Genomic DNA, 22,256 nt, shown 5'->3' with positions numbered 1-22,256 from the left:
AAGCGGCACGGCACGACGCCCCGTCAGCCTCGCGTACGAGCGGCCGTCGGGGCGTCACCCACACGCGACGCACAACGGCCACTGTGCCGCCGTCACTCCCCCGCCGGCCCCGCCGGCCCCGCCCACGCCGCCAGACTGGCGTGTACGCGGTCGATGTGGGCCCGCACGTCCTCTCCCTGCTCCGCGTGCGCGCGCAGGAGCCGCTCCGTCTCCTCTTCGACGCGGTCCGCGTGTTCCCGGGCCTGGGCGACCAGCTCCGCGGCACGCTCCTGCGCCTCTTCCTGCCGGGCCCGGGCCGATTCCTCGGCGTCGGCGAGGGCCTGCTCCGCCTCGGCCAAGGCCCGCTCGGCGCGCGCAACCGCCTCCGCGTGGCGCGCGTCCAGCTCCTCCGCCCGGGCGGCCTCCTCCCGCTCCACCTGCGCCCACCGCTCGGCGCGCTCCTTGTCCCGCTCGGCGAGCATCCCGGAGGAGCGCTGCCGCATCTCCCGCAGCGCGGCCAACGCCTCACCCCGCTGTTCCTTCGCCCCGCAACGGACCGAGACACGGATCTCGTCGGCCTCCGCGCTCGCCACGAGCAGCCGCTGCCGGGCACGTTCGTCGGCGTCGGCGCGTACGGCGTCGGCCTCCGTCTGCGCGGACTCGAGCACCTCGGCCGCGGAGGCCTGCGCCTCCTCCACGAGTCGCCGCGCCTCCTCCCGCGCCCTGTCCCGCACGGCCGCGGCCTCCTCCTGGCCGAGTGCGAAAAGCCGCCGCGCCCCCTCCCCGAGCGACTCGTAGTCCTGCGGAGCGAGCCCTGCCACGGTCTCCCGCAGCAGCGCCAGCTCCGCGTCCATCTGCCGGGCGAGCACCGTCAGCCGGGCGGCCCGCTCCCAGGCCGCGTCACGATTCTGGGAGACGGCCTCGGCGTATCTGTCCACCTGCTCGGGACGGTAGCCACGCCCCCGCCCGACCACGAAGCCGTGCGGCGACATCGACGCGCTGCTCATCCTGGAACCCCTCTCCACCTCACCGACGCGAAGCCGCACAAGAAACGGGATGATTTCGCGCACATCTTGGTGGATCAGGCAGAAGTGTTCATAACGCGACACTCCGCACAGAGGTCACGGGCCCACGACCGGACCGTACGGCCGTCAGCCCCACGTGGTGCCGACGGGCTCCTGGATGGTCGTGTTGATGCGGTTGAACATGTTCGTGAGCGAGACGGTGAGGATCAGCCCGGAGAGTTCCTTCTCGTCGAAGTGGTCGGCCACCTCGTCCCACAGGGCGTCCGGAACCGACTCCTCCGAGAGGTCCGCGAGCCGCGTGACCGCCTCCGTCAGCTTCAGCGCCGCACGCTCGGCGTCCGAGAAGAAGGGGGCGTGACGCCAGGCCGCGACGGCACTGATCCGCTCCTCGCTCACCCCGGCCTTGCGGAGGTTGACGGTGTGCCCGTGCACACAGGCGCCACAGCCGTTGATCTGACTGGCGCGCAGCCCGACGATCTCCGCCAGCTCCTGCCGCAGGCCGCTCTCCCCGATCGCCTGGAAGATGCCGCCGATGCCCTTCATCGCGCCGGGAAGGACGTACGCCGGGTTCGTCATCCGTGCCTGCATGATCTCTGCCTCCTGTGTCGGCGATGTGTCGCTGTCACCGCACTGACGAAGCGGCACGAGGAGATGTGACAGCCGGCCCGGCACGAAGATGCCGGGCCCGGTCACACGACCGGGCCCGGCATCTTTTCCCACACGTCAGCGGCGACGGGTCACAGCAGTCCGTCCCACATCTGCTCCAGCAGCACCGACCACCAGCTCTCCGGCGACCCCAGCGCCGCCGGGTCGAGCGCGGCCAGCTGGGCCTGGAAGTCGACGGTCCAGCGGCCCGCCTGCTCCTGGTTCAGCCCGAACCGCAGCCGCCACATCCGCCCGAGCAGCGCCAGACAGCGTGCGAACTCCGGCAGCCCGGTGTTCACGAACTGCGGCGGCACGGGCGCACCGCCCGGCCCCGCCTCCACCGGCACGGCGACGATGTTGGCCGTGCCGTACTGCACGCAGATCGCCTTGCCGAAATCGCTGCCCATCACCAGATAGGAACCCGCGTCCGAGGCCGGCTGCACACCGCGCTCGGCCGCCAGCTCCGCAAGCGTCGGAACGGGCCGGCCCGGCTGCGCCTGAGCCCAGAAGAACGGGCCCATGTCCATCGGCAGACCGGCCGCCACCAGCGTGTGCGCCACGACCGGCGGCACCCCCTGGCGGGACACCGCGGCCTGCTCGAACCGGAACACACCCGGCCCGAACGCTGCCCCCAGCTCCTGGGCGATGGCCTCCGGCGGGACCGGCGGCACCGCCTGCACCGGCGGCAGCGGAGCGCGCACCGGAGCCGGACGCGCCGGACCGTCCGCCACCTGGTGCAACTCGCCCTGGTGGACCAGCAACTGCTGCATGCCCTGCTGCCGGCTCGCGTGGTCCGTGCCGTACGGCGCGATGCTCGTGATCCGCGCCTGCGGCCACTGCTCCCGGATCATCCGCGCGCAGTACGCACCCGGCAGCTCGCACGACTCCAGCTCGGTGTGCAGCTCCAGCACCTGGTCCGGAGGCACGTTCATGGCCCGCAGCTCGTGGAAGATCTGCCACTCCGGGTGCGGCGTACCCGGCGCCGAACGCCGGATCAGCTGCTGCTCGGAACCGTCCTGCGCGCGGTAGCGCAAGACGGCCTGGTAGCCGGGACCGACCGTCGGCTGCCCGGCGGGCGGCTGCGGATAGCCGTACGCCGGCGGCGGCCCGGGGACGGGCTGACCGGGCGGCGGCATCGCGCCAGGCTGCACCGCACCCGGCGGCATCGCACCGGACGGCATCGCACCGGGCGGCACCGCACCCGGCATCGCGCCGGGCGGCATCGGCGGCGCGGCGGGTGGTGCGCCGGGAGCCTGCGGCGGCGGAGGCACGCCGGGGCCGCCCGCCGGGGGCGGAGAGGCCAGCATGGTCTCCGCGTGGTGCACGGGCCCCGCACCGGCCCCGGGCACACCCGGGGCGCCAGGAGCACCGGGAGCACCGGGAGCACCGGGAGCACCGGGAACACCGGGCGGATTCGGAGCACCCAGAGGCTGGGGGGCACCAGGCGCACCCGGCGCACCAGGCGGCCCCGGAGGCTGAGGCGGCTGAGGCGCGCCCGGGCCCGTCCGACCGGGATCGGCAAGCATCGTGGCGGCATGGTGGACACCACCCGGGGGCGTACCACCGGGGGCACCGGGAGGCTGCGGCGCACCAGGAGCACCCGGCGCACCCGGCGGCTGCTGCGGAGGCAGCGGCGCACCCGGGCCCTGCGGAATCCCCGCCCCCGAGGAACCCCCGGCACCACCGGCACCACCGGGACCCCCAGGCCCCTCCGGACCCAGCGCCGACACCATCTGCGTGGGCACATACCCACCCGCCGGAGTCCCCGGCGCACCGGGCCCCGACGGCGGAGGCGTATCGCCCGGCCGCGCACCCGGCGTACCCGGTGCGCCCGGCGGGGGCGGCGTGGTCGGACCCGTGCCCCGCCCACGACCCGGCGGCGGAGTCGCCTTGCTGGTCGCGGCGTCGGCGATGTCCCCGGCGTTCGGCGCGAGCGGCCGCTCGGGCGCACCCGGCCCGGCCGGCGGCTGCGGATAGCCGTACGGCTGCCCGCCCGGCGCGGGCGGAGGCGTACTGCCCTGCGGCACCCCACCGGGCGGCGTGCCCGGCACGCCTTGAGGCGGCGCACCCGGCACGCCGGCAGCGGCGCCCGGCCCCGCCGGGTAGCCGTACCCCGGACCAGCCGGAGTCCCGGCACCCCGCGCGTTCGGCGCGTCCGCCGGAGGACCGTCCACCGCCGGCGTGACCGCCGTCCGCGGAAGCTGACTCCCGCCGGAGATCAGCGCCGTCTTGGCGTCGGATGTCGTAGCGGGCGGCGGTGTGTCCTCGTCGGCCTCGCTCAGCGGCGGCGCGAAGACCGTCGCGGGCAGCGGTACGGAACGATCGTCACCGCCATCGCCGTTGGTGTCCGTGCCGGCCCAGGGCGTCGCCCCGGCAGGCGCGGCCGGAGCCACCGGGCCACCCGGCGCACCCGGCGCACCGGAGGCATCCGAGTCGCTCCCCCCGGCGGCCGGCCACGACGCCCCGCTCCCGGAGGCGGAATCACCGGCAGAAGCGGAACCGGAAGCAGATGCCGAAGCAGACGCAGGAGCAGCCGGCTCGGCAGCGGAACCCGCCCCGGCCCCCCGCCGATCCGGAATCCCCAGCTTGTCCGCCGCGTCCTGCAACCACTCCGGCGGAGTCAGCAGGAACGACGTCTGGTTCAGATCCACCCGCGCGGGAGGCGCCGGCGCCGGCTCGTCCACCGCGTCCGGACGGCCGTACTCCTCCTCGTACCGGCGGATCACCTCACCCACCGGCAACCCGGGCCACAGCGTCGCCTCACCGCTGTCCCGGGCGATCACCAGCCGCTGCGCGCCCCCGTCCGAGCGGGGCCCGTCCGCACGGTCCTCGGCCCACACCACGAACCCGAGATCGAACTCCCGCACCCGCACCTCACGATGCTGGTACGACGGCAGGTCGCCGTTGATCCACTCTTCCGCGCGCTCCTGCGCCTGAGCGAAGGTCACCATCGCCGAAGTCACTCCCCCACAGCCGAGGACGACACCGCACCCGCCGGCACCACACGCGCGAACCCGCCGTCCACCATCAGGTTCGCCACGGTCTCCAACTCCGGCGGATTACCCGCAAGCCGCGACAGGAAGACGTCGAAGTCGTCCCCGCACGGCAGCAGCAACCGCTCCACCCGCTCCGCCGGCGGCGTCGAGGGATCCACGTCCCGCGCGTCGTCGTACGCGCAGAACCACACCGAGCCGATCCGCTCGCCCTTCACCTTCACGGCGAGCAGCCCGCCCTGGACGAAGGAGATGCCCAGGTAGTCCTTGGTCAGATGGTCCCGCAGACACTTGTTGACGTACACCAGGTCATTGACCGCGGCCTCGTCCCGCACCGTGAAGAACGGCTGGTCGACCAGTAGCCCCAGCTCCGCGTTCAGCGCGGCACCCACCGGCGCACAGCCGCCCGCCGCCTTCAGGAACGACCGGTACGCGCCCGGCAGCCGGTAGCCGAGCTCCTCCTCGACGCCCTGCACCTGCGACTCCGACACGGCCACACCCGACTTCGGCAGCCCGAAGTGCGCCGGACGCGTCTCCTGGAGCGGCCGCGTGCCCCGCTTGCCGTGGTCGACACCCGACGTGGCCACGCCACCGTGATGCCGCAGCAGCGCCTTCACCTCGACCGGGATCAGCTCAAGCCGCCGCGAACCGAGCGCGTGGTGCCAGGTCCAGCCGTGCGGCGTCGCCACCGCCGGCACCGTGTCCCACAGCTCGTGCCCGGACGCCGACAACGCGCTGTTCGCCGACACGTAGTCCGTCAGCCGCAACTCGTCGACACCGAAACCCTCCGGCGGCTCCGCGATCTCCGCGACCGCGCGCGCGTAGGGCGAGAAGTCGGGGTAGCCACGCTCGTCGACCCGTACCCCTCTCGGGTGACGGGCCGCCCGGACCGGGTCCGGGAAATGCACGACCTGCCCGGCGTAGGCCGCGTTCGGCGGCGCGGCTTGCTGCCCGAGCCGACCTGTCGTCATGGCGGTTGCCCCCTGCGGCACTCTGTACGACCCGTATTGACCACCTTTGGCGCACTACGACCCGTATCGACTGTCACGTCTGTCTGTCTCGACTTCTCTGCACTTCTCCCTGCACGCGCGACCCCGCGGATCACCCTCCGGTTCACTGCATCGATCTCCGAACGGATCACCGCATCGCCCGCGGTGCCGACAGCCTATGCGGTACGACGACACCGGTCACCGGCACCGGTCAGCACCCCCTCCGCTTCCGTGACCAGCCGTCACCCCACCGTGACGGCACGCCCCGGAACGGGCGTGTCGTCGCGCCCCAGCTTCCGCACCAGCCACGGCATTTGGCAGTCTGTGACCCCCGGGGGGATGCACGGAGGGGAAGACGATCATGAACGCGACACAGACGGGACCACACACCGGCAGGTCCGCCGACCCACGAAACGGCGACCCCCGGCACGGCGACCCACGGCACGGCGACCCCAGAGGCAGCGATCCTCACAACGGCGACCCCCGCATCGGCTGGAGCGCCACCGAAGCCGCCCACACCCCCGTCCTCCACCACCGCCGCGACGGCATCCTCCCCACCGTCGCCGCCGCCCTCTCCGTCCGCGGCGCCACCCTCACCGGCACCGCCGTCCGCGGCGACACACCCCCGGCCCTGCACCCCCTCGTCCAGGACTTCCTGGACACCCTCACCAGCGCCCAGCGCGACCGCTTCACCGGCCGCTGCGCCGAAACCATCCTCATCTCCCGGCACATCGCAGCCGCCGACACCACCCGCAGCAAACGCGCCGCACGAAAACCCATGACCAACGGCGAGGCCCGCAAAGCCCTCAAACAGGCCAAACTCACAGCCCGCCACATCCGCGAGGACGGCGACCCCCTCCACGGCACCTTCGCCACCCCCTGCCGCGCCTGCACCGCACTCAGCGCCCACTTCGGGGTCCGCATAGTCGACCCGGCGACCCAGAACGACTGACGCCCACCCCGACCCCACCCCCCCAATCACCCCGCACCACGGCGCGCACCTCACGCCCGCCGCACCCATGACCTCGACGAGACGAAGCGCAGATGCACACCGACCGCACCTCCTCCACCCGCTTCGCCGTACCCGTCGACGCCGCCCTGCGCGCCGCCGGCTGGCAGCCCGGACGCTGGGACATCAAGCAGGCCGAATACTGGGCCGACGCCCTCCGCGACCACGTCTCACCCGCAGGCCACCGGCACACCGTCTTCCCCGCCGCCGTCGAAGCCTGGGCCGAATTCGGCGGACTCCACATCGCCCCCACGGGCCCCGGCCGCCAGGTCGCCCCCGCCACCCTGCACATCGACCCACTGCACGGCCTCCACATGGCCCGCACCCTCGGCGACCTCGGCCGCGCCCTCGGCGCCCAGGTCTGCCCCCTCGGCGCCGAGACCGACAGCCAGTCCCTCCTCGCCATCGACACCGACGGCCGCGTCTACACCCTCGACCACACCGGCGACTGGTACCTCGGCCAGGACATCGACCAAGCCCTGTCCACCCTCATCGCCGGCACGGAACCGACCCGCCTGACAGCGAGCTGACCACCACGGGGCCTACGACGCCGGAATCACCGCCGACACCCGGAAACCCCCCGCCTCCGTCGGCCCCGACACGAACACCCCACCCAACGCGGAGACCCGCTCCTTCATCCCCACCAGCCCGTTCCCCCCGGACGGCAACCGCGCCGACGACGCCGCCTCCTCGGCCGGCTCGTTCTCCACCTGCATCGCGATCTCCGACACCCGATGCGCCAGCCGCACATAGGTCTTCGCCCCGGCCGCGTGCTTGTGCACGTTCGTCAACGCCTCCTGCACCACGCGATACGCCGTCTGCTCGACCTCCGGCGCATACGACCGCTCCTCCCCCTCCACGGACAGATCCACCACCATCCCCGCGGCAGCCGACTGCCCGACCAGCTCCTCGATCTCCGCCAGACACGGCCCCTCGTCGTCAGCGGCCCGCGAAGCCGCCGCCGCGGCAGCCGCCCCCACCGCCGCCAGCGGCACCGACGCCGCACGCTCACGCCGCACATCCCCGCCACTGCGCAGCACCCCGAGCATCTCCCGCAACTCGGTCAGCGCCTGCCGCCCCATGTCCCCCACGAGCGCGGCGTTCCGCACGGCCTTCTCGGGATCCTTCCGCGCCACCGCCTGCAACGCCGCGGCATGCACCACCATCAGACTCACCCGGTGCGCGACCACGTCGTGCATCTCCCGCGCGATCCGGGTCCGCTCCTCGTTCCGGGCCCACTCGGCCCGCTCCTCCGCCCGCTCGGCGAGCAACTGCAGCTCCCGCTCCAGATCGTCCGCGCGCTCCCGCAGGCTCTCCATCAGCCGCCGCCTGGCCCCCACATACAGCCCGAGCAGCACGGGCGGCGCCGTGAACCCCACCGACATCGTGATGGCGGCGAAGGGCACGAACCAGTCCCCTATGTCCAGAGTCCCCCGCGACATGTCCTGCCGGGTCTTCACGAACGTCACGATGAGCGTCCCCAGCAGCGACATCCCCGCCAGCGAGGCGAGGATCCGCCGGGGCAACTCGAAGGCGGCCAGCGTGTACAGGCCGACGATGCCCATCAGAAAGCCCATCTCGGCGGGCGTGATGGCGATCGAAACGAGCACGACGGCGATCGGCCACCGCCGCCGCACGAGCAGCACGGACCCGGCCAGCAGCCCGAACACCACCCCCGCCGCCACCGGGATCCCGGCATCCCTGGCGAACGGAATGCCCTCGAACCCGCACTCCAGCGCGGACACCACGGCCAGACTCACATCGAACACGGCACTGCGCCGCCTGGCCCACCACCACGGCCCTCCCCGGGCCGTCACATGGTCTTCCCCCGTCGCGGTCATGCCCTCCAGCCTAAAGGCGCCCGCCGCCGGTTTTCCGGTGAGTTTCCCGGACTGGCCCGGACCACACTCCGTGACCGTTCGGACGCAATACCACCCGATATCCCTCGAACTGCTGAATCGCTCACCGTTCGACCCCGGAAGCTTCCATTCCGCCCGGACGGTATGCGTATGACACATGCACCTGGCAAATACGCCGACTTCGAGGGGTTGCGGGAACGGGCGGTGGCGCTACGCCGCGCGGGACTGAGCCGCCGCCAGATCCGCGACCGACTGCACGTCGACAACAACGACCTCCTCAACCGCCTCCTGGAGGGCGAGCCGCCCCCGGCCTGGACGAAGCGCCCGAACGCGAAGGACGACCTGAGGGAGAAGGCCAGGGAGCTCCGGCTCCAGGGCTGGACCTACGACCAGATCCAGGTGGAGCTCGGGTGCGGTAAGAGTTCGATCTCGTTGTGGGTGCGGGATCTACCCAAGCCGGAGCGCCAGCGCTCAACCGAGGAGGCTTCGGCTATCGCGAGGCGGGGCTGGGAGGTCACTCTGCAACGGCGCGAGGAGGAACGGCAGCACACGAAGGCGGTCGCCCAGCAAACAGTCGGCGACCTGACTGACCGGGAGGTATTCCTGGCAGGAGTGGTCCTCTACTGGGCAGAGGGCGCCAAGGACAAGTCGTACAGCCGCCGCGAGAGGCTGCAGTTCATCAACAGCGACCCGAACGTCATCTGCTTCTTCCTGCGCTGGCTGGACGTACTCGGCGTAGAACGCGAGCGCCTGCGCTTTCGGGTGAGCATCCACGAGTCGGCCAATGTGCAGGAGGCCGAAGAGTTCTGGGCTGGACTTGCCGGCGTGGCACCCGCCACGCTCCAGAAGGCCACTCTCAAGAGGCACAACCCGAAGACAAGCCGCAAGAACACCTCGGAGGCATATCGCGGCTGCCTGATCGTCTACGTGCTCAAGAGCGCCGACTTGTACCGTCGCATGGAAGGCGCCTGGTACGGCATAGTAGGAGGCGCCGCTCGGCGACCTGACTAAATGTCCGGTTTAGCCGAGGTTATTCCCCCGTGGTGTAATTGGTAAGCACTGTGGCTTTTGGTGCCATCTGTCCGGGTTCGAGTCCTGGCGGGGGAGCACATGCTCAAGTTCGGGCCCTGGTCGGCGACAGCCAAGTCAGGGCCCGCTCTCGTGTCCCCCACAAAACCCCCCGGTATCCTGCGGATGAAACCCCACCCCATCCACAGCCGAAGGGCATCCCGTGAGCGCCAACCGCCCGGCAGCCGTCGTCGTTCTCGCAGCGGGTGAGGGCACCCGTATGAAGTCGGCCACACCCAAGGTCCTGCACGAGCTCTGCGGCCGCAGTCTCGTCGGGCATGTGCTCGCCGCCGCGGGCGAGCTGCACCCCGAGAACCTGGTCGTCGTGGTCGGCCACGCCCGTGAGAAGGTCACCGCCCACCTCGGCGAGATCGCCCCCGCCGTCCGCACCGCCGTACAGGCCGAACAGAACGGCACCGGGCACGCCGTACGGATGGGTCTCGAAGCACTCGGCGGGTCGGTCGACGGGACCGTGGTGGTCGTGTGCGGGGACACCCCGCTGCTCACCGGCGCGACCCTCGACGCCCTCGCCGCCACGCACTCCGCCGACGGCAACGCGGTGACCGTGCTGACCGCCGAGGTGCCGGACGCGACCGGCTACGGCCGGATCGTCCGCGACGACGCCACCGGCGCCGTGACCGCGATCGTGGAGCACAAGGACGCCACCGACGCCCAGCGGTCGATCCGTGAGATCAACTCGGGTGTGTTCGCGTTCGACGGCCAGTTGCTCGCCGACGCTCTGAAGAAGGTGCGCACGGACAACAGCCAGGGCGAGGAGTACCTGACCGACGTGCTCGGGATCCTGCGCGAGGCCGGGCACCGGGTCGGGGCCTCCGTGGCCGGCGACCACCGGGAGATCGCCGGGATCAACAACCGCGTGCAGCTCTCCGAGGCCCGCCGGATCCTCAACGACCGGCTGCTGAACCAGGCCATGCTGGCCGGTGTGACCGTCGTCGACCCGGCGACGACCTGGATCGACGTCACGGTGACCTTCGAGCAGGACGCCGTCGTCCACCCGGGCACCCAGCTGCACGGCGCGACGCATCTCGGTGAGGGCGCGGAGGTCGGGCCCAACTCCCGGCTGACCGACACCCGGGTCGGGGCGGGCGCGCGTGTGGACAACACGGTGGCCGTGAGCGCCGAGGTGGGGGCGGACGCGTCCGTGGGGCCGTACGCGTATTTGCGTCCGGGGACCCGGCTGGGGGCCAAGGGCAAGATCGGGACGTACGTCGAGACGAAGAACGCCACGATCGGGGAGGGGACGAAGGTTCCTCATCTCTCCTATGTGGGTGACGCGACGATCGGTGAGCAGTCGAACATCGGTGCCGCGAGCGTGTTCGTGAACTACGACGGCCGGGAGAAGCACCACACCAACATCGGCTCTCACTGCCGTACGGGCTCGGACAACATGTTTGTGGCTCCTGTCACTGTGGGGGACGGTGCGTACACCGCCGCCGGATCCGTGATCACGAAGGATGTGCCGCCCGGTTCGCTGGCTGTGGCCCGTGGTCAGCAGCGGAATATCGAGGGTTGGGTGGCTCGTAAGCGTCCGGGGAGCGCGGCCGCGAAGGCGGCGGAGGCGGCTTCCCGGGAGTCGGCTGACGAGGGCTGACCGGAAACCGGTGCGTCAAACACGGCGTACGGTGATAAGTGCACACCCGCACCCCCACCAGTTGAGACGTCCTCTCGCGAGCCGGCTGAGAGGTATCTCGACCCTAGATCGAAACCCCAGCTGCGACACCTCTGAGGAGACAGTGCTGTGACCGGGATCAAGACGACCGGCGAGAAGAAGTTGATGTTCTTCTCCGGCCGCGCCCACCCCGAGCTTGCCGAGGAGGTCGCCCACCAGCTGGGTGTCGGGGTTGTCCCGACGAAGGCCTTCGACTTCGCCAACGGTGAGATCTATGTGCGTTATCAGGAGTCGGCGCGTGGCGCCGACTGCTTCCTGATCCAGAGCCACACGGCTCCGATCAATAAGTGGATCATGGAGCAGTTGATCATGATCGACGCGCTGAAGCGTGCGTCGGCCCGGTCCATCACGGTCATCGTGCCTTTCTACGGTTACGCGCGGCAGGACAAGAAGCACCGCGGACGTGAACCGATTTCGGCGCGTCTGATCGCGGACATGATGAAGACGGCGGGTGCGGACCGTCTTCTGACCGTCGATCTGCACACGGACCAGATCCAGGGCTTCTTCGACGGGCCGGTGGACCATCTGTTCGCGCTGCCGCTGCTGGCGGACTACGTGGGCCGGAAGGTGGACCGGGAGAAGCTGACGGTCGTCTCCCCGGACGCGGGCCGGGTGCGGGTCGCCGACCGCTGGTGCGACCGGCTGGGCGCGCCGCTGGCGATCGTGCACAAGCGGCGGGACAAGGACGTCGCGAACCAGGTCACCGTCCACGAGGTCGTGGGTGAGGTGAAGGGGCGCGTGTGTGTCCTGGTGGACGACATGATCGACACCGGTGGGACGATCTGTGCCGCTGCCGACGCGTTGTTCGCGCACGGTGCGGAGGATGTGATCGTGACGGCGACGCACGGTGTGCTGTCGGGTCCGGCGGCGGACCGGTTGAAGAATTCGCGGGTGAGCGAGTTCGTGTTCACGAACACCCTGCCGACGCCGGGTGAGCTGAGCGGGGACCTGGACAAGATCTCGGTGCTGTCGATCGCGCCGACGATCGCGAGCGCGGTGCGTGAGGTGTTCGAGGACGGTTCGGTGACGAGCCTGTTCGACGAGCAGTAAGGGCTTTTCCGGGGTTCCTGTAGATCGTTTTGGGTGCGGCCTCCCTTGCCGAGTAGACTGCTGCAGTTGCTCGGCGAGGGAGGCCGTTTCCCGTTGTGGGATGCGGTGGTCCGTTATCGACGCGCTCTTCGTAGCAGGCCGTTCGTGGCCGGGTGACCACGTCCATACCTGACTTCGAGGAGTGATTATGTCCGAGGTGAAGATCTCCGCCGCGACGCGCACCGAGTTCGGCAAGGGTGCCGCGCGCCGTATCCGTCGTGAGAGCAAGGTTCCCGGTGTGCTGTACGGCCACGGCGCGGACCCGCTGCACCTGACCCTGCCGGGTCACGACCTGCTGATGGCGCTGCGTACGCCGAACGTCCTGATCGCGCTGGACATCGACGGCAAGGGCAAGGAGCTGGCGATTCCGAAGTCCGTGCAGCGTGACCCGCTGAAGGGCTTCCTGGAGCACGTCGACCTGCTGCTGGTGAAGCGTGGCGAGCAGGTCAACGTCGACATCTACGTCCACACCGAGGGTGAGCTGGCCCCGGGCGGCAACCTGCTGGAGCATGTGCTGAACGCGCTGCCGGTCGAGGCCGAGGCCACCCACATCCCGGAGTCCGTGACCGTCTCCATCGAGGGTCTGACGGCCGGTGACTCGATCCTCGCGAAGGACATCCCGCTGCCGAAGGGCACGACGCTGGCCGTCGAGGAGGACACCGTCGTCCTTCAGGTCCTGGCCGCGCAGGCCGAGGAGGCCGCTGAGGGTGAGGAGACCGGGGGCGAAGAGGCCGCTGAGGCCTGATCCTCTTCGTCGTCGTTTCGTCGGCCGCTGTTCCCGTGCGGAGCAGCGGCCGACGCGTATGAAGGAGACATGGACGTGACGACCGATACCGCCGCTCCCTGGTTGATCGTGGGGTTGGGCAATCCGGGGCCGGAGTATGCGGGGAACCGGCACAACGTGGGTTTCATGGTGGCCGATCTGCTGGCGGATCGTGTCGGGGGGAGGTTCAAGCGGGCGGGGAAGGCGCAGGCGCAGGTGATCGAGGGGCGGATCGGGCCGCCTGGGCCGGCGAATCGTCGGGTGATTCTGGCGAAGCCGATGTCGTACATGAATCTGTCGGGCGGGCCGGTGAACGCGCTGCGGGACTTCTACAAGGTGCCGGTCGCGCATGTGGTGGCGATTCATGATGAGTTGGACATCGATTACGGGACGTTGCGGCTGAAGCTGGGCGGCGGGGACAACGGGCACAACGGGTTGAAGTCGATGACGAAGGCGTTCGGGGCGGATTATCACCGGGTGCGGTTCGGGATCGGCCGGCCGCCGGGGCGGATGCCGGTGGCGGATTTCGTGCTGAAGGATTTCTCGTCGGCGGAGCGCAAGGAGCTGGACTACTTCGTGGATCGGGCGTCGGACGCGGTGGAGGCTCTGGTGATCGAGGGGCTGGAGCGGGCGCAGAGTACGTACAACTCCTGACTTGTCACCCCCGGGAGTTGACCGGCCGTGTGGGTATGGCCAATGATCCCGGCCATGCCCCCCACTGCCACCGCTTCTCGCCAGAGCTCTCATGCCGTGCTGCGGTTCGGGCGGTTCGCGGCGATGGGTACGGTCGCCGCGCTGATCCTGATCGCGGGTGTGTGGGCGTCGTGGGGTACGGCGCAGCATGTGATGCTGACGAAGGGCCGGGAGCGCGGCACGGTCGATGTGGCGCGGTGTGGGCCGGACATGTGCACGGGTGCGTTCACGCCGGTGTCGGAGGGTGCGCAGCCGCGGCCGAGGGTCGAGATCGCGAAGTCGGTCGCGGTGGAGAAGGGCCGGACCTACACGGTGGTCATGAAGCCCGGCAGTGATGACGCGGTGCGTTCGGGTCCGGCGGGCGTGCTGTACGCGTGGATTCCGATGGGTGGTGCGCTGTTGCTGGCGTCGGTCGTGGTGGCGGGCGGGCTGCTGCGGACGCGGGCGGCGTGGGTGATGGCGTTGTCGGGAGTGGCGTTGTTGACGGCCGCGTTCGTGACCGTCTGAGGGGTTGGGGCGTTCTCTCCTTCTGTGGAGGGGCCGAGCGTTGTGTGTTCGTGATTGACGTGCTGCCCGGCAAGGCTGGAAGCTGAGCCGCCCCCTCCACATCTTCTCGGTCACTTCTCGAAGATGGACAACCTGCCCATGCGAACTCTCTCGCGTTTCGCCGCTGTCTGCGCCGCCGCTTCCGCGGTCCTTCTGCTCGGTCCGGCCGCCCATGCCACTCCTGGCGGTGACAACGGCACGGTGAAGATCCATGACGCCTCGACGGGCGAGGAGCTGCGCCGCAATGAGCCGCATGTGTGCGCCTTCTACCTGGATGCCTTCGGTTTCGACGGCGGTCAGCAGGTCGACTGGCACATCGACGCGATCCCCCCGAGTGAGAACAAGGGGGAGACGGTGGAGTCCGGTGCGCTGACGCTGGATGCCCAGGGTCACGGCCGCAGTGAGGACCTGTCGCTGTCCGACGGGCACTACAAGCTGTTCTGGAACTTCGAGGGCGAGAAGGGCTCCGCCAAGCACAAGGTGTTCTGGTCGGACTGCGAGGACGAGCAGGAGCCCGGTGGCGCGACGCCGTCCGGGTCGGCGTCGGTGTCGCCTTCGTCGGGGGCGTCGCAGGGGCCGTCGGGTGAGCCGGGTGCGTCGACTTCGCCGAGCTCGTCGGCCGGCGGAGGGGTGCCGGCGTCCTCGTCGCCGTCGTCGTCGCCGCCCCCGCAGAGGGGCACCGACGGTGACCTCGCCGAGACGGGCAACGGGGCCCCGGTGGGTCTGCTGTCCGGTGTGGCGGCGGCGCTGGTGGCGTGCGGCGGGTTCCTGGTGCTGCGGCGCCGGAGGCTGGGCCGCGGCTGATCTGGAACGCACCGTGCCCCCGAGCCTGTACGAGCTCGGGGGCACGGTCGTGTCCGGGGTGGTTCAGCCGGTGTTGCGCAGGCCCGCTGCCACGCCGTTGACGGTGAGGAGCAGGGCGCGGGCGAGCAGCGGGTCGGGCTCTTCGCCGGCGCCGGCCGCGTCGCGCTGCCGCTTGAGCAGGGCGACCTGGAGGTAGGAGATCGGGTCGAGGTAGGCGTCGCGGATGGTGAAGGTCTGCTTGAGGACGGGCGCGGCGTCGAGGAGTTCCTCTTCGCCGGTCACGCGCAGGACCTCACGCACGGTCAGTTCGTGCTCGGCCTTGATGGTGTCGAAGACATGCTTGAGCTCGTCGGGGACGAGGGTGTCGACGTAGTGCTGGGCGATCCGCAGGTCGGTCTTGGCCAGGGTCATCTCGACGTTGGAGATGAAGTTGCGGAAGAAGTGCCACTGTCCGTGCATCTCGTCGAGGACGGTGTCCAGGCCCGCCTCGCGCAGGGCCTTCAGGCCGGAGCCGACACCGAACCAGCCGGGCACGATCTGCCGGGACTGGGTCCAGCCGAACACCCACGGGATGGCCCGCAGCCCGTCCAGGCCGGCGCCGGTGTCCGGGCGGCGTGAGGGGCGGGAGCCGAGGTGGAGGTCGGCGAGCTGGTCGACGGGCGTGGAGGCGAAGAAGTACGCCGGGAGGTCGGGGTCTTCGACGAGCCTGCGGTAGGCGGCCTCGGCGGCCTCGGAGACGACGTCCATCGCGGCGTCCCAGCGGGCCAGGGCCTCGTCCGACTGGCGGGGGGCGGTGTGCAGGGCGGATGCCTGGAGGGTGGCCGCGACGCTCAGTTCCAGGTTTTCCCTGGCCAGGGCCGGGATGAGGTACTTGTCGGAGATGACCTCGCCCTGCTCGGTCACCTTGATCTCGCCTTCCAGGGTGCCCCAGGGCTGGGCGAGGATGGCGTCGTGGGTGGGGCCGCCGCCGCGGCCGACGGTGCCGCCGCGGCCGTGGAAGAGCCGGAGCCGGACGCCGTAGCGGTGGGCGACGTCGCGCAGGCGGCGCTGGGCGCGGTGGATCTCCCACTGGCTGGTGGTGATGCCGCCGAACTTGGAGCTGTCGGAGTAGCCGAGCATGACCTCCTGGACGTCCCCGCGCAGGGCGACGAGGCGCCGGTAGGAGGGGTCGGAGAGCATGTCCTCCAGGATGGTGTCGGCGGCCTTGAGCTCGTCCGTCGTCTCCAGCAGCGGCACGATGCCGATCTTCGCCCAGCCGGCGTGCAGGTCGATCAGGCCGGCTTCGCGGGCGAGGACGGCGGCGGCGAAGACGTCGTCGGCGCCCTGGCACATGGAGATGATGTACGACTCGATGACCTCGGGTCCGAAGACCTCCAGGGCTCGCTTCACGGTCCCGAAGACGCCGAAGGTCTTCTCGCCGGGCGCGTCCACGGGCGCCGGGGTGGGCGCGAGGGGGCGGCGGGAGCGCAGTTCCTTGGCGAGCAGCCTGGCGCGGTAGTCGCGGGGCATGTCCGCGTACCGCCAGGACTCCTCGCCGAGCCGGTCGAAGAGCTGGCCGAGGGCGTGGTGGTGGGCGTCCGCGTGCTCGCGTACGTCCATGGTGGCGAGCTGGAGGCCGAAGGCGGCCAGCGTGCGGATGGTGCGGGCGAGGCGCCCGTCGGCGAAGAGGCCGCCGCGGTGCTCGCGCAGGGAGCTCTGGATGATCCGCAGGTCGTCGAGGAGCTGGCTGGTGCCGAGGTAGTCGCGGCCCGGGACGTGCGAGGTGCCCTTGGCGAGGCGCTTCTTGGTGTTCTCCAGCTTCTGCCGGATGCAGGTGGCCTTGAGCCGGTAGGGCTCCTCGGCGTTGAGGCGCTTGTAGCGGGGGCTGATCTCGGGGAGGTTCTCCAGGTCGGTCTGGAGGGAGGTCAGCAGTTCCTCGGTGGCGCCGGCGTAGCGGATGGAGTTGGAAAGGAAGCCGCGCAGCTCGTCGATCGTCTCGAGGGCGTCGTTGATGCCGTGCTCGTGCTGGAGGATGAGGACGTCCCAGGTCACCTGGGGTGTGACGTTCGGGTTGCCGTCGCGGTCGCCGCCGATCCAGGTGCCGAAGGTGAGGGGGCGGGTGTCGTCGGGGAGCTTGACCCCGGCGCGCTCCAGCTCGGCGGTGAGGTCCTCCAGGACGTCGCCGACGGCGTTGGCGTGCAGCTCGTCCAGGTAGTAGATGGCGTTGCGGGCCTCGTCGGCGGGCTCGGGGCGGACGACGCGCAGTTCGTCGGTCTGCCAGACGAGGTCGATGTTCTCGGCCAGCCGGATGTCGAGGCGGCGGCGGTCGGACTCGATGACGGGGGTGTCAAGGAGCGCGGCGACGCGCCGGAGCTTGTTCAGGACCGACCGGCGCGCGGCCTCGGTCGGGTGTGCCGTGAACACGGGACGAATATTGAGGTTGCGGACCGTCTCGCGCAGGTGCTCGGGGTCGGCGTCCTTGAGCCGGTCGGCCGTACGGGCGAGCAGTCCGCCCTCGGCGGCGCGCCGGGCCCGCAGCTCGCGGCCGCGGTGGACCTGCTCGGTGACGTTGGCCAGGTGGAAGTAGGTGGAGAACGCGCGGACCAGCTTGGCCGCGGTCTGTAGTTCCGTGCCGCGTAGCAGCTCGGCGGCGGCCTCGCCGTCCTCACGGGTGAGGCGGCGGACCTTCTCGACGAGTTCCAGGAGCTCGGGGCCCTCCTGCCGGACAAGGGTCTCCCCGAGGAGGTCACCCAGCCGGCGGATGTCGGCACGCAGCTCACTGCTCGTCGTCGTGGTCTGGTCGTCGGCACTGCTCACAGGTGCGGCTCCTTGCAGTGTTGAAGCTCGTCTGGGAGGGGAACCCGGACGGCGTCTCGCGCGGCGTGCGCCGCATACGGGCCGGACATCCGGGAAGAAATCAGAGCGGACCGCGCTGTCCGACCGACTCCAGGATAGGTGTCGGTGGGGACGCGCAGGCTCTCGGGCTCTTGCCGCCGGGCGGCGCACTGCCATACTTACGAAGCCGTAGGTTACGGAACCGTAGGAAGCACTGCGGGGTTCCCGTGGCCCGGCACCCCCTTCTCCCTCCTCATACCCCCCAGGGGACGCGTATGACCAGTAGTTCCGACGTGATCGAGGACGCCGCCGAGGCGCCCCGTCAGGCCACCGACGCCGCAGCCCCCTCCGCCACGCTGGGCGGCGAGCAGAAGCGGTCCATCGAGCAGATCACCCTCCTCCTCTTCATCACCGTGCCGTTCCTCGCGCTGCTGGCGGCCGTGCCGCTGGCGTGGGGCTGGGGGGTGAGCTGGCTGGACCTCGGCCTGCTGGTTTTCTTCTACTACCTGGGCTGCCACGGCATCACGATCGGCTTCCACCGCCACTTCACGCACGGTTCCTTCAAGGCCAAGCGGCCTTTGAAGATCGCGCTGGCCATCGCGGGTTCCATGGCGGTCGAGGGCCCCCTGGTCCGCTGGGTGGCCGATCACCGCAAGCACCACAAGTTCTCCGACGCGGAGGGCGACCCGCACTCGCCGTGGCGTTTCGGCGAGACCCTTCCGGCCCTGATGAAGGGCCTGTGGTGGGCGCACATCGGATGGATGTTCGACGAGGAGCAGACCTCTCAGGAGAAGTACGCCCCGGACCTGATCAAGGACAAGACGCTCCGCACGATCTCCCGCCAGTTCATCCTGTGGACGATCCTCTCCCTGGCGCTCCCGCCGCTGATCGGCGGCCTGGTCACGATGTCCTGGTGGGGCGCCTTCACGGCGTTCTTCTGGGGATCGCTCGTCCGGGTGGCCCTGCTGCACCACGTGACCTGGTCGATCAACTCGATCTGCCACGCGGTCGGCAAGCGCCCCTTCAAGTCGCGCGACCGGTCGGGCAACGTGTGGTGGCTGGCGGTGCTGTCCTGCGGCGAGTCCTGGCACAACCTGCACCACGCCGACCCCACCTCCGCACGGCACGGGGTGATGCGCGGCCAGCTGGACTCCTCCGCCCGGCTGATCCGCTGGTTCGAGATGGCCGGCTGGGCGTACGACGTGCGCTGGCCGTCACGCTCGCGTATCGATTCGCGCCGTAACGACGGGGAAGGCGGCTCCCCGAGCGGGAAGGAGCCCGTCGAGGCGGCATGATGGTCGTTGTGGCGACCGACTCGAGCAGTACCCCCAGCAATGACAAGCCGCGGCGAGTGCGTCGCACGCGGATGACCGGTGCCGAGCGCCGCCAACAGCTGCTGGAGATCGGTCGCACGCTCTTCGCGACGAAGGGGTTCGAGGGCACGTCGGTGGAGGAGATCGCGGCGAAGGCCGGGGTCTCCAAGCCGGTGGTGTACGAGCACTTCGGCGGCAAGGAGGGGCTGTACGCGGTGGTCGTGGACCGCGAGATGCGGTGCCTGCTGGACATGGTGACGAGTTCGCTCACGGCCGGTCACCCTCGCGAACTCTGCGAACAGGCGGCCTTCGCCCTCCTGGACTACATCGAGGAGTACACGGACGGCTTCCGCATCCTGGTCCGGGACTCCCCGATCCCCCAGTCGACGGGCTCCTTCGCCTCCCTGATCTCGGACATCGCCACCCAGGTCGAGGACATCCTCGGCAAGGAGTTCAAGAGCCGCGGCTTCGACCCCAAGCTGGCCCCGCTGTACGCCCAGGCCCTGGTCGGCATGGTCGCCCTGACCGGCCAGTGGTGGCTGGACGTACGCAAGCCGAAGAAGGCCGAGGTGGCCGCGCACCTGGTGAATCTGGCCTGGCACGGCTTGGACGGGATAGAGGCGAAGCCGCATCTGATAGGGCGCCGCAAGAGCTGACCCTGAGCCGCGTCCTCTACGCCCTCGACGACGAGGTGATCCACCTCCTCGTCCCTCACCTCGGCCGCACCACCTGAACCGCTGCCTCACCCCCGCTTCCGGGCCACCGCGAAAACCCGGCGGAACGGAAACGGGGTGCCATCCGGCCCGGCCGGATAGGCGGCGCGCAGGGCGGCCCGGTACTCGGTGACGAAGCCCTCCCGCGCCTCGGGGTCGTCGGCGAGGGCGGTCAGCACGGGCCGCAGGCCGGTCCCCTTCACCCAGTCCAGCACCGGGTCCTCGCCTTGGAGCAGATGGATGTACGTCGTCTCCCAGACGTCGGCGGTGCAGCCGAGGGCGGTGAGGCGTTCCAGGTAGGCCTCGGGTGCGAGGACGGCGTCCGCATGGCGCAGGGTGCCGGCGAGCCGGTCGCGCCAGCGCGGGGAGCCGGCGAGTTCGCGCATGAGCCGGTGGCTGGGGGCGTCGAAGTTCCCGGGCACCTGGAAGGCGAAGGTGCCGGACGGTTTCAGCCCGGCCACCCAGTCGGCGAACCGTTCGACGTGCCCCGGCACCCACTGCAGCGTGGCATTGCTGACGATCAGGTCGTACGGCTCGGCCGGCGTCCAGGTGCGCACGTCGGCGTGGGCGAAGTCGAGGCGCCCGCCGCCCGGGGTGGGGCCCTGGTGATCGACGTGGGCCTTGTCGAGCATCTCGGGCGAGTTGTCGTAGCCGGTGATCCGGGCGGTGGGCCAGCGATCGGCGAGGAACTGCGTGACGTTGCCGGGGCCGCAGCCGAGGTCGGCGATGCGGGGTGCGCTGCCGGGCAGCTCGGGGACGCGGGCGAGGAGGTCGGCGAAGGGTCGGGCACGGTGGCCGGAGTGGCGGAGGTACTGGGCGGGGTCCCAGGTGGGGGCGGCTGCGGGCATGAAGTCCTCCAGGTGTCCTGGTGGTGACCGTTCGGGACGCACACCCACCGTGACATCGCATTTATCTCGACGTCAAGAAAATGGACGTCAAGAGACTCTACGTCGACACAACCACTACACTGATCGCCATGGAGGACGAGGTCGACCGGCTGGTCGCAGCATGGCGCCGGGAGCGCCCGGACCTCGACGTGGAACCGCTCGAGGTGCTCAGCCGCGTGAGCAGACTGGCCCGGCATCTGGACCGGGCGCGGCGGCTGGCCTTCTCGGAGCACGGCCTGGAGCCGTGGGAGTTCGACGTCCTGACGGCCCTGCGCCGCGCGGGCACGCCGTATCAGCTCTCTCCGGGGCAGCTCCTCACCCAGACCCTGGTCACGTCGGGCACGATGACGAACCGCATCGACCGCCTGGCGAAGAAGGACCTGGTGGAACGCCTCCCCGACCCCAGTGACCGCCGAGGCGTCCTGGTCCGGCTGACGGACGAGGGCAGGGACCGCGCGGACCAGGCCCTGGCGGGGCTGCTGGACCAGGAGCGCGCGATCCTCGCGGAGCTCTCCCGAACCCAGCGCGGCGAACTGGCGGGGCTGCTACGCCAGCTGACCGCCCCGTTCGACAACATCCCCGGCTAGGTCGGCGGGCCCGACCCCGGCCCGCCGCGCCAGGGCGACGGCGGCGAGGGTGGAATGCACACCGAGCTTGCCGAGGACGTTCTGCATATGGGTCCGCACGGTGTGCGGCGACAGATACAGCCGCTCGGCGACGGCCTTCCGGCCCAGCCCGGCGACCATGCACCGCAGCACTTCACGCTCCCGCGGCGTCAGCGACTCGACCAGCCGCTCGCTCTCGGTGCGGTGCTTGCGCGCGGCGGTGAGCTCCCGCAGGACGCCGGTCAGCAGGGCGGGCGGCAGATGGGTCTCGTCGCGCAGCACGCCCCGGATGACGGTGAGCAGCCGGGACAGCGAGCAGTCCTTGGCGACCCACCCGGAGGCCCCGGCCTGCAGGGCCAGGGCGGCGCGCCGCGGGTCGTCCTTCTCGGCGAGCACGACGATCCGTACGTTCGGCTGCGCGGACCGCACGCCCGTGACGAGGGAGATCCCGTCGACGAGCCCGTCCTCGTTGCCTTCCCGCACCGGTACGGCCGGCCGTATGCCCGGCACCATGCCGCCCAGATCGGCGTCCACGAGCAGCACGTCGAAGCGCCGCCCCTCGGCGACCGCCCGCTCCAGGCTGCGCAGCGCGGCGGGACCGCTGCCGGCCGCGGAGACGTCGACATCGGGCTCGGCGGCCAGGGCCGCGGCGAGTGACTCGGCGAAGATGCGATGGTCGTCGACGACCAGGACTCGGATGCGAACCACGTAACCCCCTTCCCCAGGCTCCTGAGAGCAGGGGATACCCCATCGTCGGAACACGACACCACAC

General features: G+C 70.7%; 20 protein-coding genes and 1 tRNA gene. 13 read left to right on the top strand and 8 right to left on the bottom strand.

The genetic code is table 11. The annotated features are described in order from the left end of the window. Positions 1–92: 92 nt before the first annotated feature. The 4 genes from OG542_RS24035 to OG542_RS24020 form a co-directional block, all read right to left on the bottom strand. Positions 93–986: a coiled-coil domain-containing protein gene (locus tag OG542_RS24035; protein ID WP_328413627.1), complete on the bottom strand. Its 894-nt coding sequence runs from the start codon at positions 984–986 to the stop codon at positions 93–95. Positions 987–1,130: 144 nt separating this feature from the next. Further along, positions 1,131–1,592, bottom strand: coding sequence for a carboxymuconolactone decarboxylase family protein (locus OG542_RS24030; protein WP_311126100.1), 462 nt, complete (start codon positions 1,590–1,592; stop codon positions 1,131–1,133). A gap of 149 nt (positions 1,593–1,741) precedes the next feature. Next, the gene (locus tag OG542_RS24025; RefSeq protein WP_328413626.1) at positions 1,742–4,600 is read right to left on the bottom strand and encodes an SUKH-4 family immunity protein; all 2,859 of its coding nucleotides are present in this window, start codon (positions 4,598–4,600) and stop codon (positions 1,742–1,744) included. An 8-nt stretch (positions 4,601–4,608) separates the two neighbouring features. Continuing rightward, positions 4,609–5,613, bottom strand: coding sequence for an SMI1/KNR4 family protein (locus OG542_RS24020; protein WP_328413625.1), 1,005 nt, complete (start codon positions 5,611–5,613; stop codon positions 4,609–4,611). Positions 5,614–5,992: 379 nt separating this feature from the next. Between OG542_RS24020 and OG542_RS24015 the strand changes: the two genes are divergently transcribed. Together OG542_RS24015 and OG542_RS24010 are read left to right on the top strand one after the other, a co-directional pair. Continuing rightward, positions 5,993–6,583, top strand: a complete 591-nt coding sequence (locus OG542_RS24015; protein WP_328413624.1) for a YwqJ-related putative deaminase — start codon at positions 5,993–5,995, stop codon at positions 6,581–6,583. 92 nt (positions 6,584–6,675) lie between these two features. After that, the gene (locus OG542_RS24010; RefSeq protein WP_328413623.1) at positions 6,676–7,170 is read left to right on the top strand and encodes an SUKH-3 domain-containing protein; all 495 of its coding nucleotides are present in this window, start codon (positions 6,676–6,678) and stop codon (positions 7,168–7,170) included. A gap of 12 nt (positions 7,171–7,182) precedes the next feature. Here OG542_RS24010 and OG542_RS24005 read toward each other — a convergent pair whose 3' ends face one another. Continuing rightward, positions 7,183–8,481: a sensor histidine kinase gene (locus OG542_RS24005; protein WP_311126104.1), complete on the bottom strand. Its 1,299-nt coding sequence runs from the start codon at positions 8,479–8,481 to the stop codon at positions 7,183–7,185. A 168-nt stretch (positions 8,482–8,649) separates the two neighbouring features. On the opposite strand from OG542_RS24005, the gene OG542_RS24000 reads away from it, so the two are divergent. From OG542_RS24000 to OG542_RS23965, 8 genes are all read left to right on the top strand, one after another. Then, positions 8,650–9,510, top strand: coding sequence for a hypothetical protein (locus OG542_RS24000; protein WP_328413622.1), 861 nt, complete (start codon positions 8,650–8,652; stop codon positions 9,508–9,510). A gap of 23 nt (positions 9,511–9,533) precedes the next feature. After that, positions 9,534–9,606: transfer RNA gene (locus OG542_RS23995), tRNA-Gln, on the top strand. Between the two features lie 124 nt (positions 9,607–9,730). Continuing rightward, complete coding sequence (gene glmU / locus OG542_RS23990; protein ID WP_328413621.1) at positions 9,731–11,179, top strand: bifunctional UDP-N-acetylglucosamine diphosphorylase/glucosamine-1-phosphate N-acetyltransferase GlmU; 1,449 nt, start codon at positions 9,731–9,733, stop codon at positions 11,177–11,179. A 147-nt stretch (positions 11,180–11,326) separates the two neighbouring features. Then, positions 11,327–12,307: a ribose-phosphate diphosphokinase gene (locus OG542_RS23985; protein ID WP_189726796.1), complete on the top strand. Its 981-nt coding sequence runs from the start codon at positions 11,327–11,329 to the stop codon at positions 12,305–12,307. Between the two features lie 187 nt (positions 12,308–12,494). Next, on the top strand, positions 12,495–13,091 hold the full coding sequence (locus OG542_RS23980; RefSeq protein ID WP_328413620.1) for a 50S ribosomal protein L25/general stress protein Ctc: 597 nt from the start codon (positions 12,495–12,497) through the stop codon (positions 13,089–13,091). Positions 13,092–13,160: 69 nt separating this feature from the next. After that, positions 13,161–13,763 (top strand): aminoacyl-tRNA hydrolase, encoded by a 603-nt coding sequence (gene pth, locus OG542_RS23975; RefSeq protein ID WP_328413619.1) that lies wholly within the window; start codon positions 13,161–13,163, stop codon positions 13,761–13,763. Positions 13,764–13,805: 42 nt separating this feature from the next. Then, positions 13,806–14,309, top strand: a complete 504-nt coding sequence (locus OG542_RS23970; protein ID WP_328418075.1) for a hypothetical protein — start codon at positions 13,806–13,808, stop codon at positions 14,307–14,309. A 138-nt stretch (positions 14,310–14,447) separates the two neighbouring features. After that, positions 14,448–15,152 (top strand): LPXTG cell wall anchor domain-containing protein, encoded by a 705-nt coding sequence (locus tag OG542_RS23965; protein ID WP_328413618.1) that lies wholly within the window; start codon positions 14,448–14,450, stop codon positions 15,150–15,152. 63 nt (positions 15,153–15,215) lie between these two features. On the opposite strand, the gene ppc is transcribed toward OG542_RS23965, so the two are convergent. Next, on the bottom strand, positions 15,216–17,948 hold the full coding sequence (gene ppc / locus OG542_RS23960; protein ID WP_311126109.1) for a phosphoenolpyruvate carboxylase: 2,733 nt from the start codon (positions 17,946–17,948) through the stop codon (positions 15,216–15,218). 293 nt (positions 17,949–18,241) lie between these two features. Here ppc and OG542_RS23955 point away from each other — a divergent pair, with 293 nt between their 5' ends. Next, complete coding sequence (locus tag OG542_RS23955) at positions 18,242–19,261, top strand: acyl-CoA desaturase (RefSeq protein WP_328413617.1); 1,020 nt, start codon at positions 18,242–18,244, stop codon at positions 19,259–19,261. Then, entirely contained in the window at positions 19,258–19,935 is a 678-nt protein-coding gene (locus OG542_RS23950) for a TetR/AcrR family transcriptional regulator (protein ID WP_311126111.1), read from the top strand. Before OG542_RS23955 ends, OG542_RS23950 begins: the two co-directional genes overlap by 4 nt. Positions 19,936–20,021: 86 nt before the next feature. Here OG542_RS23950 and OG542_RS23945 read toward each other — a convergent pair whose 3' ends face one another. Then, on the bottom strand, positions 20,022–20,840 hold the full coding sequence (locus OG542_RS23945; RefSeq protein ID WP_328413616.1) for a trans-aconitate 2-methyltransferase: 819 nt from the start codon (positions 20,838–20,840) through the stop codon (positions 20,022–20,024). A 128-nt stretch (positions 20,841–20,968) separates the two neighbouring features. Between OG542_RS23945 and tamR the strand changes: the two genes are divergently transcribed. Continuing rightward, positions 20,969–21,466 (top strand): MarR family transcriptional regulator TamR, encoded by a 498-nt coding sequence (gene tamR / locus OG542_RS23940; protein WP_184598336.1) that lies wholly within the window; start codon positions 20,969–20,971, stop codon positions 21,464–21,466. Here tamR and OG542_RS23935 read toward each other — a convergent pair. Then, complete coding sequence (locus tag OG542_RS23935) at positions 21,425–22,192, bottom strand: LuxR C-terminal-related transcriptional regulator (protein ID WP_184598135.1); 768 nt, start codon at positions 22,190–22,192, stop codon at positions 21,425–21,427. The two genes, tamR and OG542_RS23935, sit on opposite strands and share 42 nt — an antisense overlap. Positions 22,193–22,256 lie beyond the last annotated feature (64 nt).

This window comes from Streptomyces violaceus, assembly GCF_036014075.1.
Lineage (GTDB): Bacteria > Actinomycetota > Actinomycetes > Streptomycetales > Streptomycetaceae > Streptomyces > Streptomyces violaceus.
The sequence above is the reverse complement of the archived record's forward strand: the minus strand, read 5'-3'. Positions and strand labels throughout refer to the sequence as shown.

Coding starts and splice junctions, on each gene's coding strand:
- OG542_RS24020 (WP_328413625.1), bottom strand. CDS start 5,613: ATGACGACAGGTCGGCTCGGGCAGCAAGCCGCGCCGCCGAACGCGGCC.
- OG542_RS24010 (WP_328413623.1), top strand. CDS start 6,676: ATGCACACCGACCGCACCTCCTCCACCCGCTTCGCCGTACCCGTCGAC.
- OG542_RS23950 (WP_311126111.1), top strand. CDS start 19,258: ATGATGGTCGTTGTGGCGACCGACTCGAGCAGTACCCCCAGCAATGAC.
- pth (WP_328413619.1), top strand. CDS start 13,161: ATGGACGTGACGACCGATACCGCCGCTCCCTGGTTGATCGTGGGGTTG.
- OG542_RS23945 (WP_328413616.1), bottom strand. CDS start 20,840: ATGCCCGCAGCCGCCCCCACCTGGGACCCCGCCCAGTACCTCCGCCAC.
- OG542_RS23965 (WP_328413618.1), top strand. CDS start 14,448: ATGCGAACTCTCTCGCGTTTCGCCGCTGTCTGCGCCGCCGCTTCCGCG.
- OG542_RS24030 (WP_311126100.1), bottom strand. CDS start 1,592: ATGCAGGCACGGATGACGAACCCGGCGTACGTCCTTCCCGGCGCGATG.
- tamR (WP_184598336.1), top strand. CDS start 20,969: ATGGAGGACGAGGTCGACCGGCTGGTCGCAGCATGGCGCCGGGAGCGC.
- OG542_RS23970 (WP_328418075.1), top strand. CDS start 13,806: ATGATCCCGGCCATGCCCCCCACTGCCACCGCTTCTCGCCAGAGCTCT.
- OG542_RS24035 (WP_328413627.1), bottom strand. CDS start 986: ATGAGCAGCGCGTCGATGTCGCCGCACGGCTTCGTGGTCGGGCGGGGG.
- OG542_RS23980 (WP_328413620.1), top strand. CDS start 12,495: ATGTCCGAGGTGAAGATCTCCGCCGCGACGCGCACCGAGTTCGGCAAG.
- OG542_RS24015 (WP_328413624.1), top strand. CDS start 5,993: ATGAACGCGACACAGACGGGACCACACACCGGCAGGTCCGCCGACCCA.
- OG542_RS23955 (WP_328413617.1), top strand. CDS start 18,242: ATGACCAGTAGTTCCGACGTGATCGAGGACGCCGCCGAGGCGCCCCGT.
- OG542_RS24025 (WP_328413626.1), bottom strand. CDS start 4,600: ATGGTGACCTTCGCTCAGGCGCAGGAGCGCGCGGAAGAGTGGATCAAC.
- OG542_RS24005 (WP_311126104.1), bottom strand. CDS start 8,481: ATGACCGCGACGGGGGAAGACCATGTGACGGCCCGGGGAGGGCCGTGG.
- OG542_RS24000 (WP_328413622.1), top strand. CDS start 8,650: ATGACACATGCACCTGGCAAATACGCCGACTTCGAGGGGTTGCGGGAA.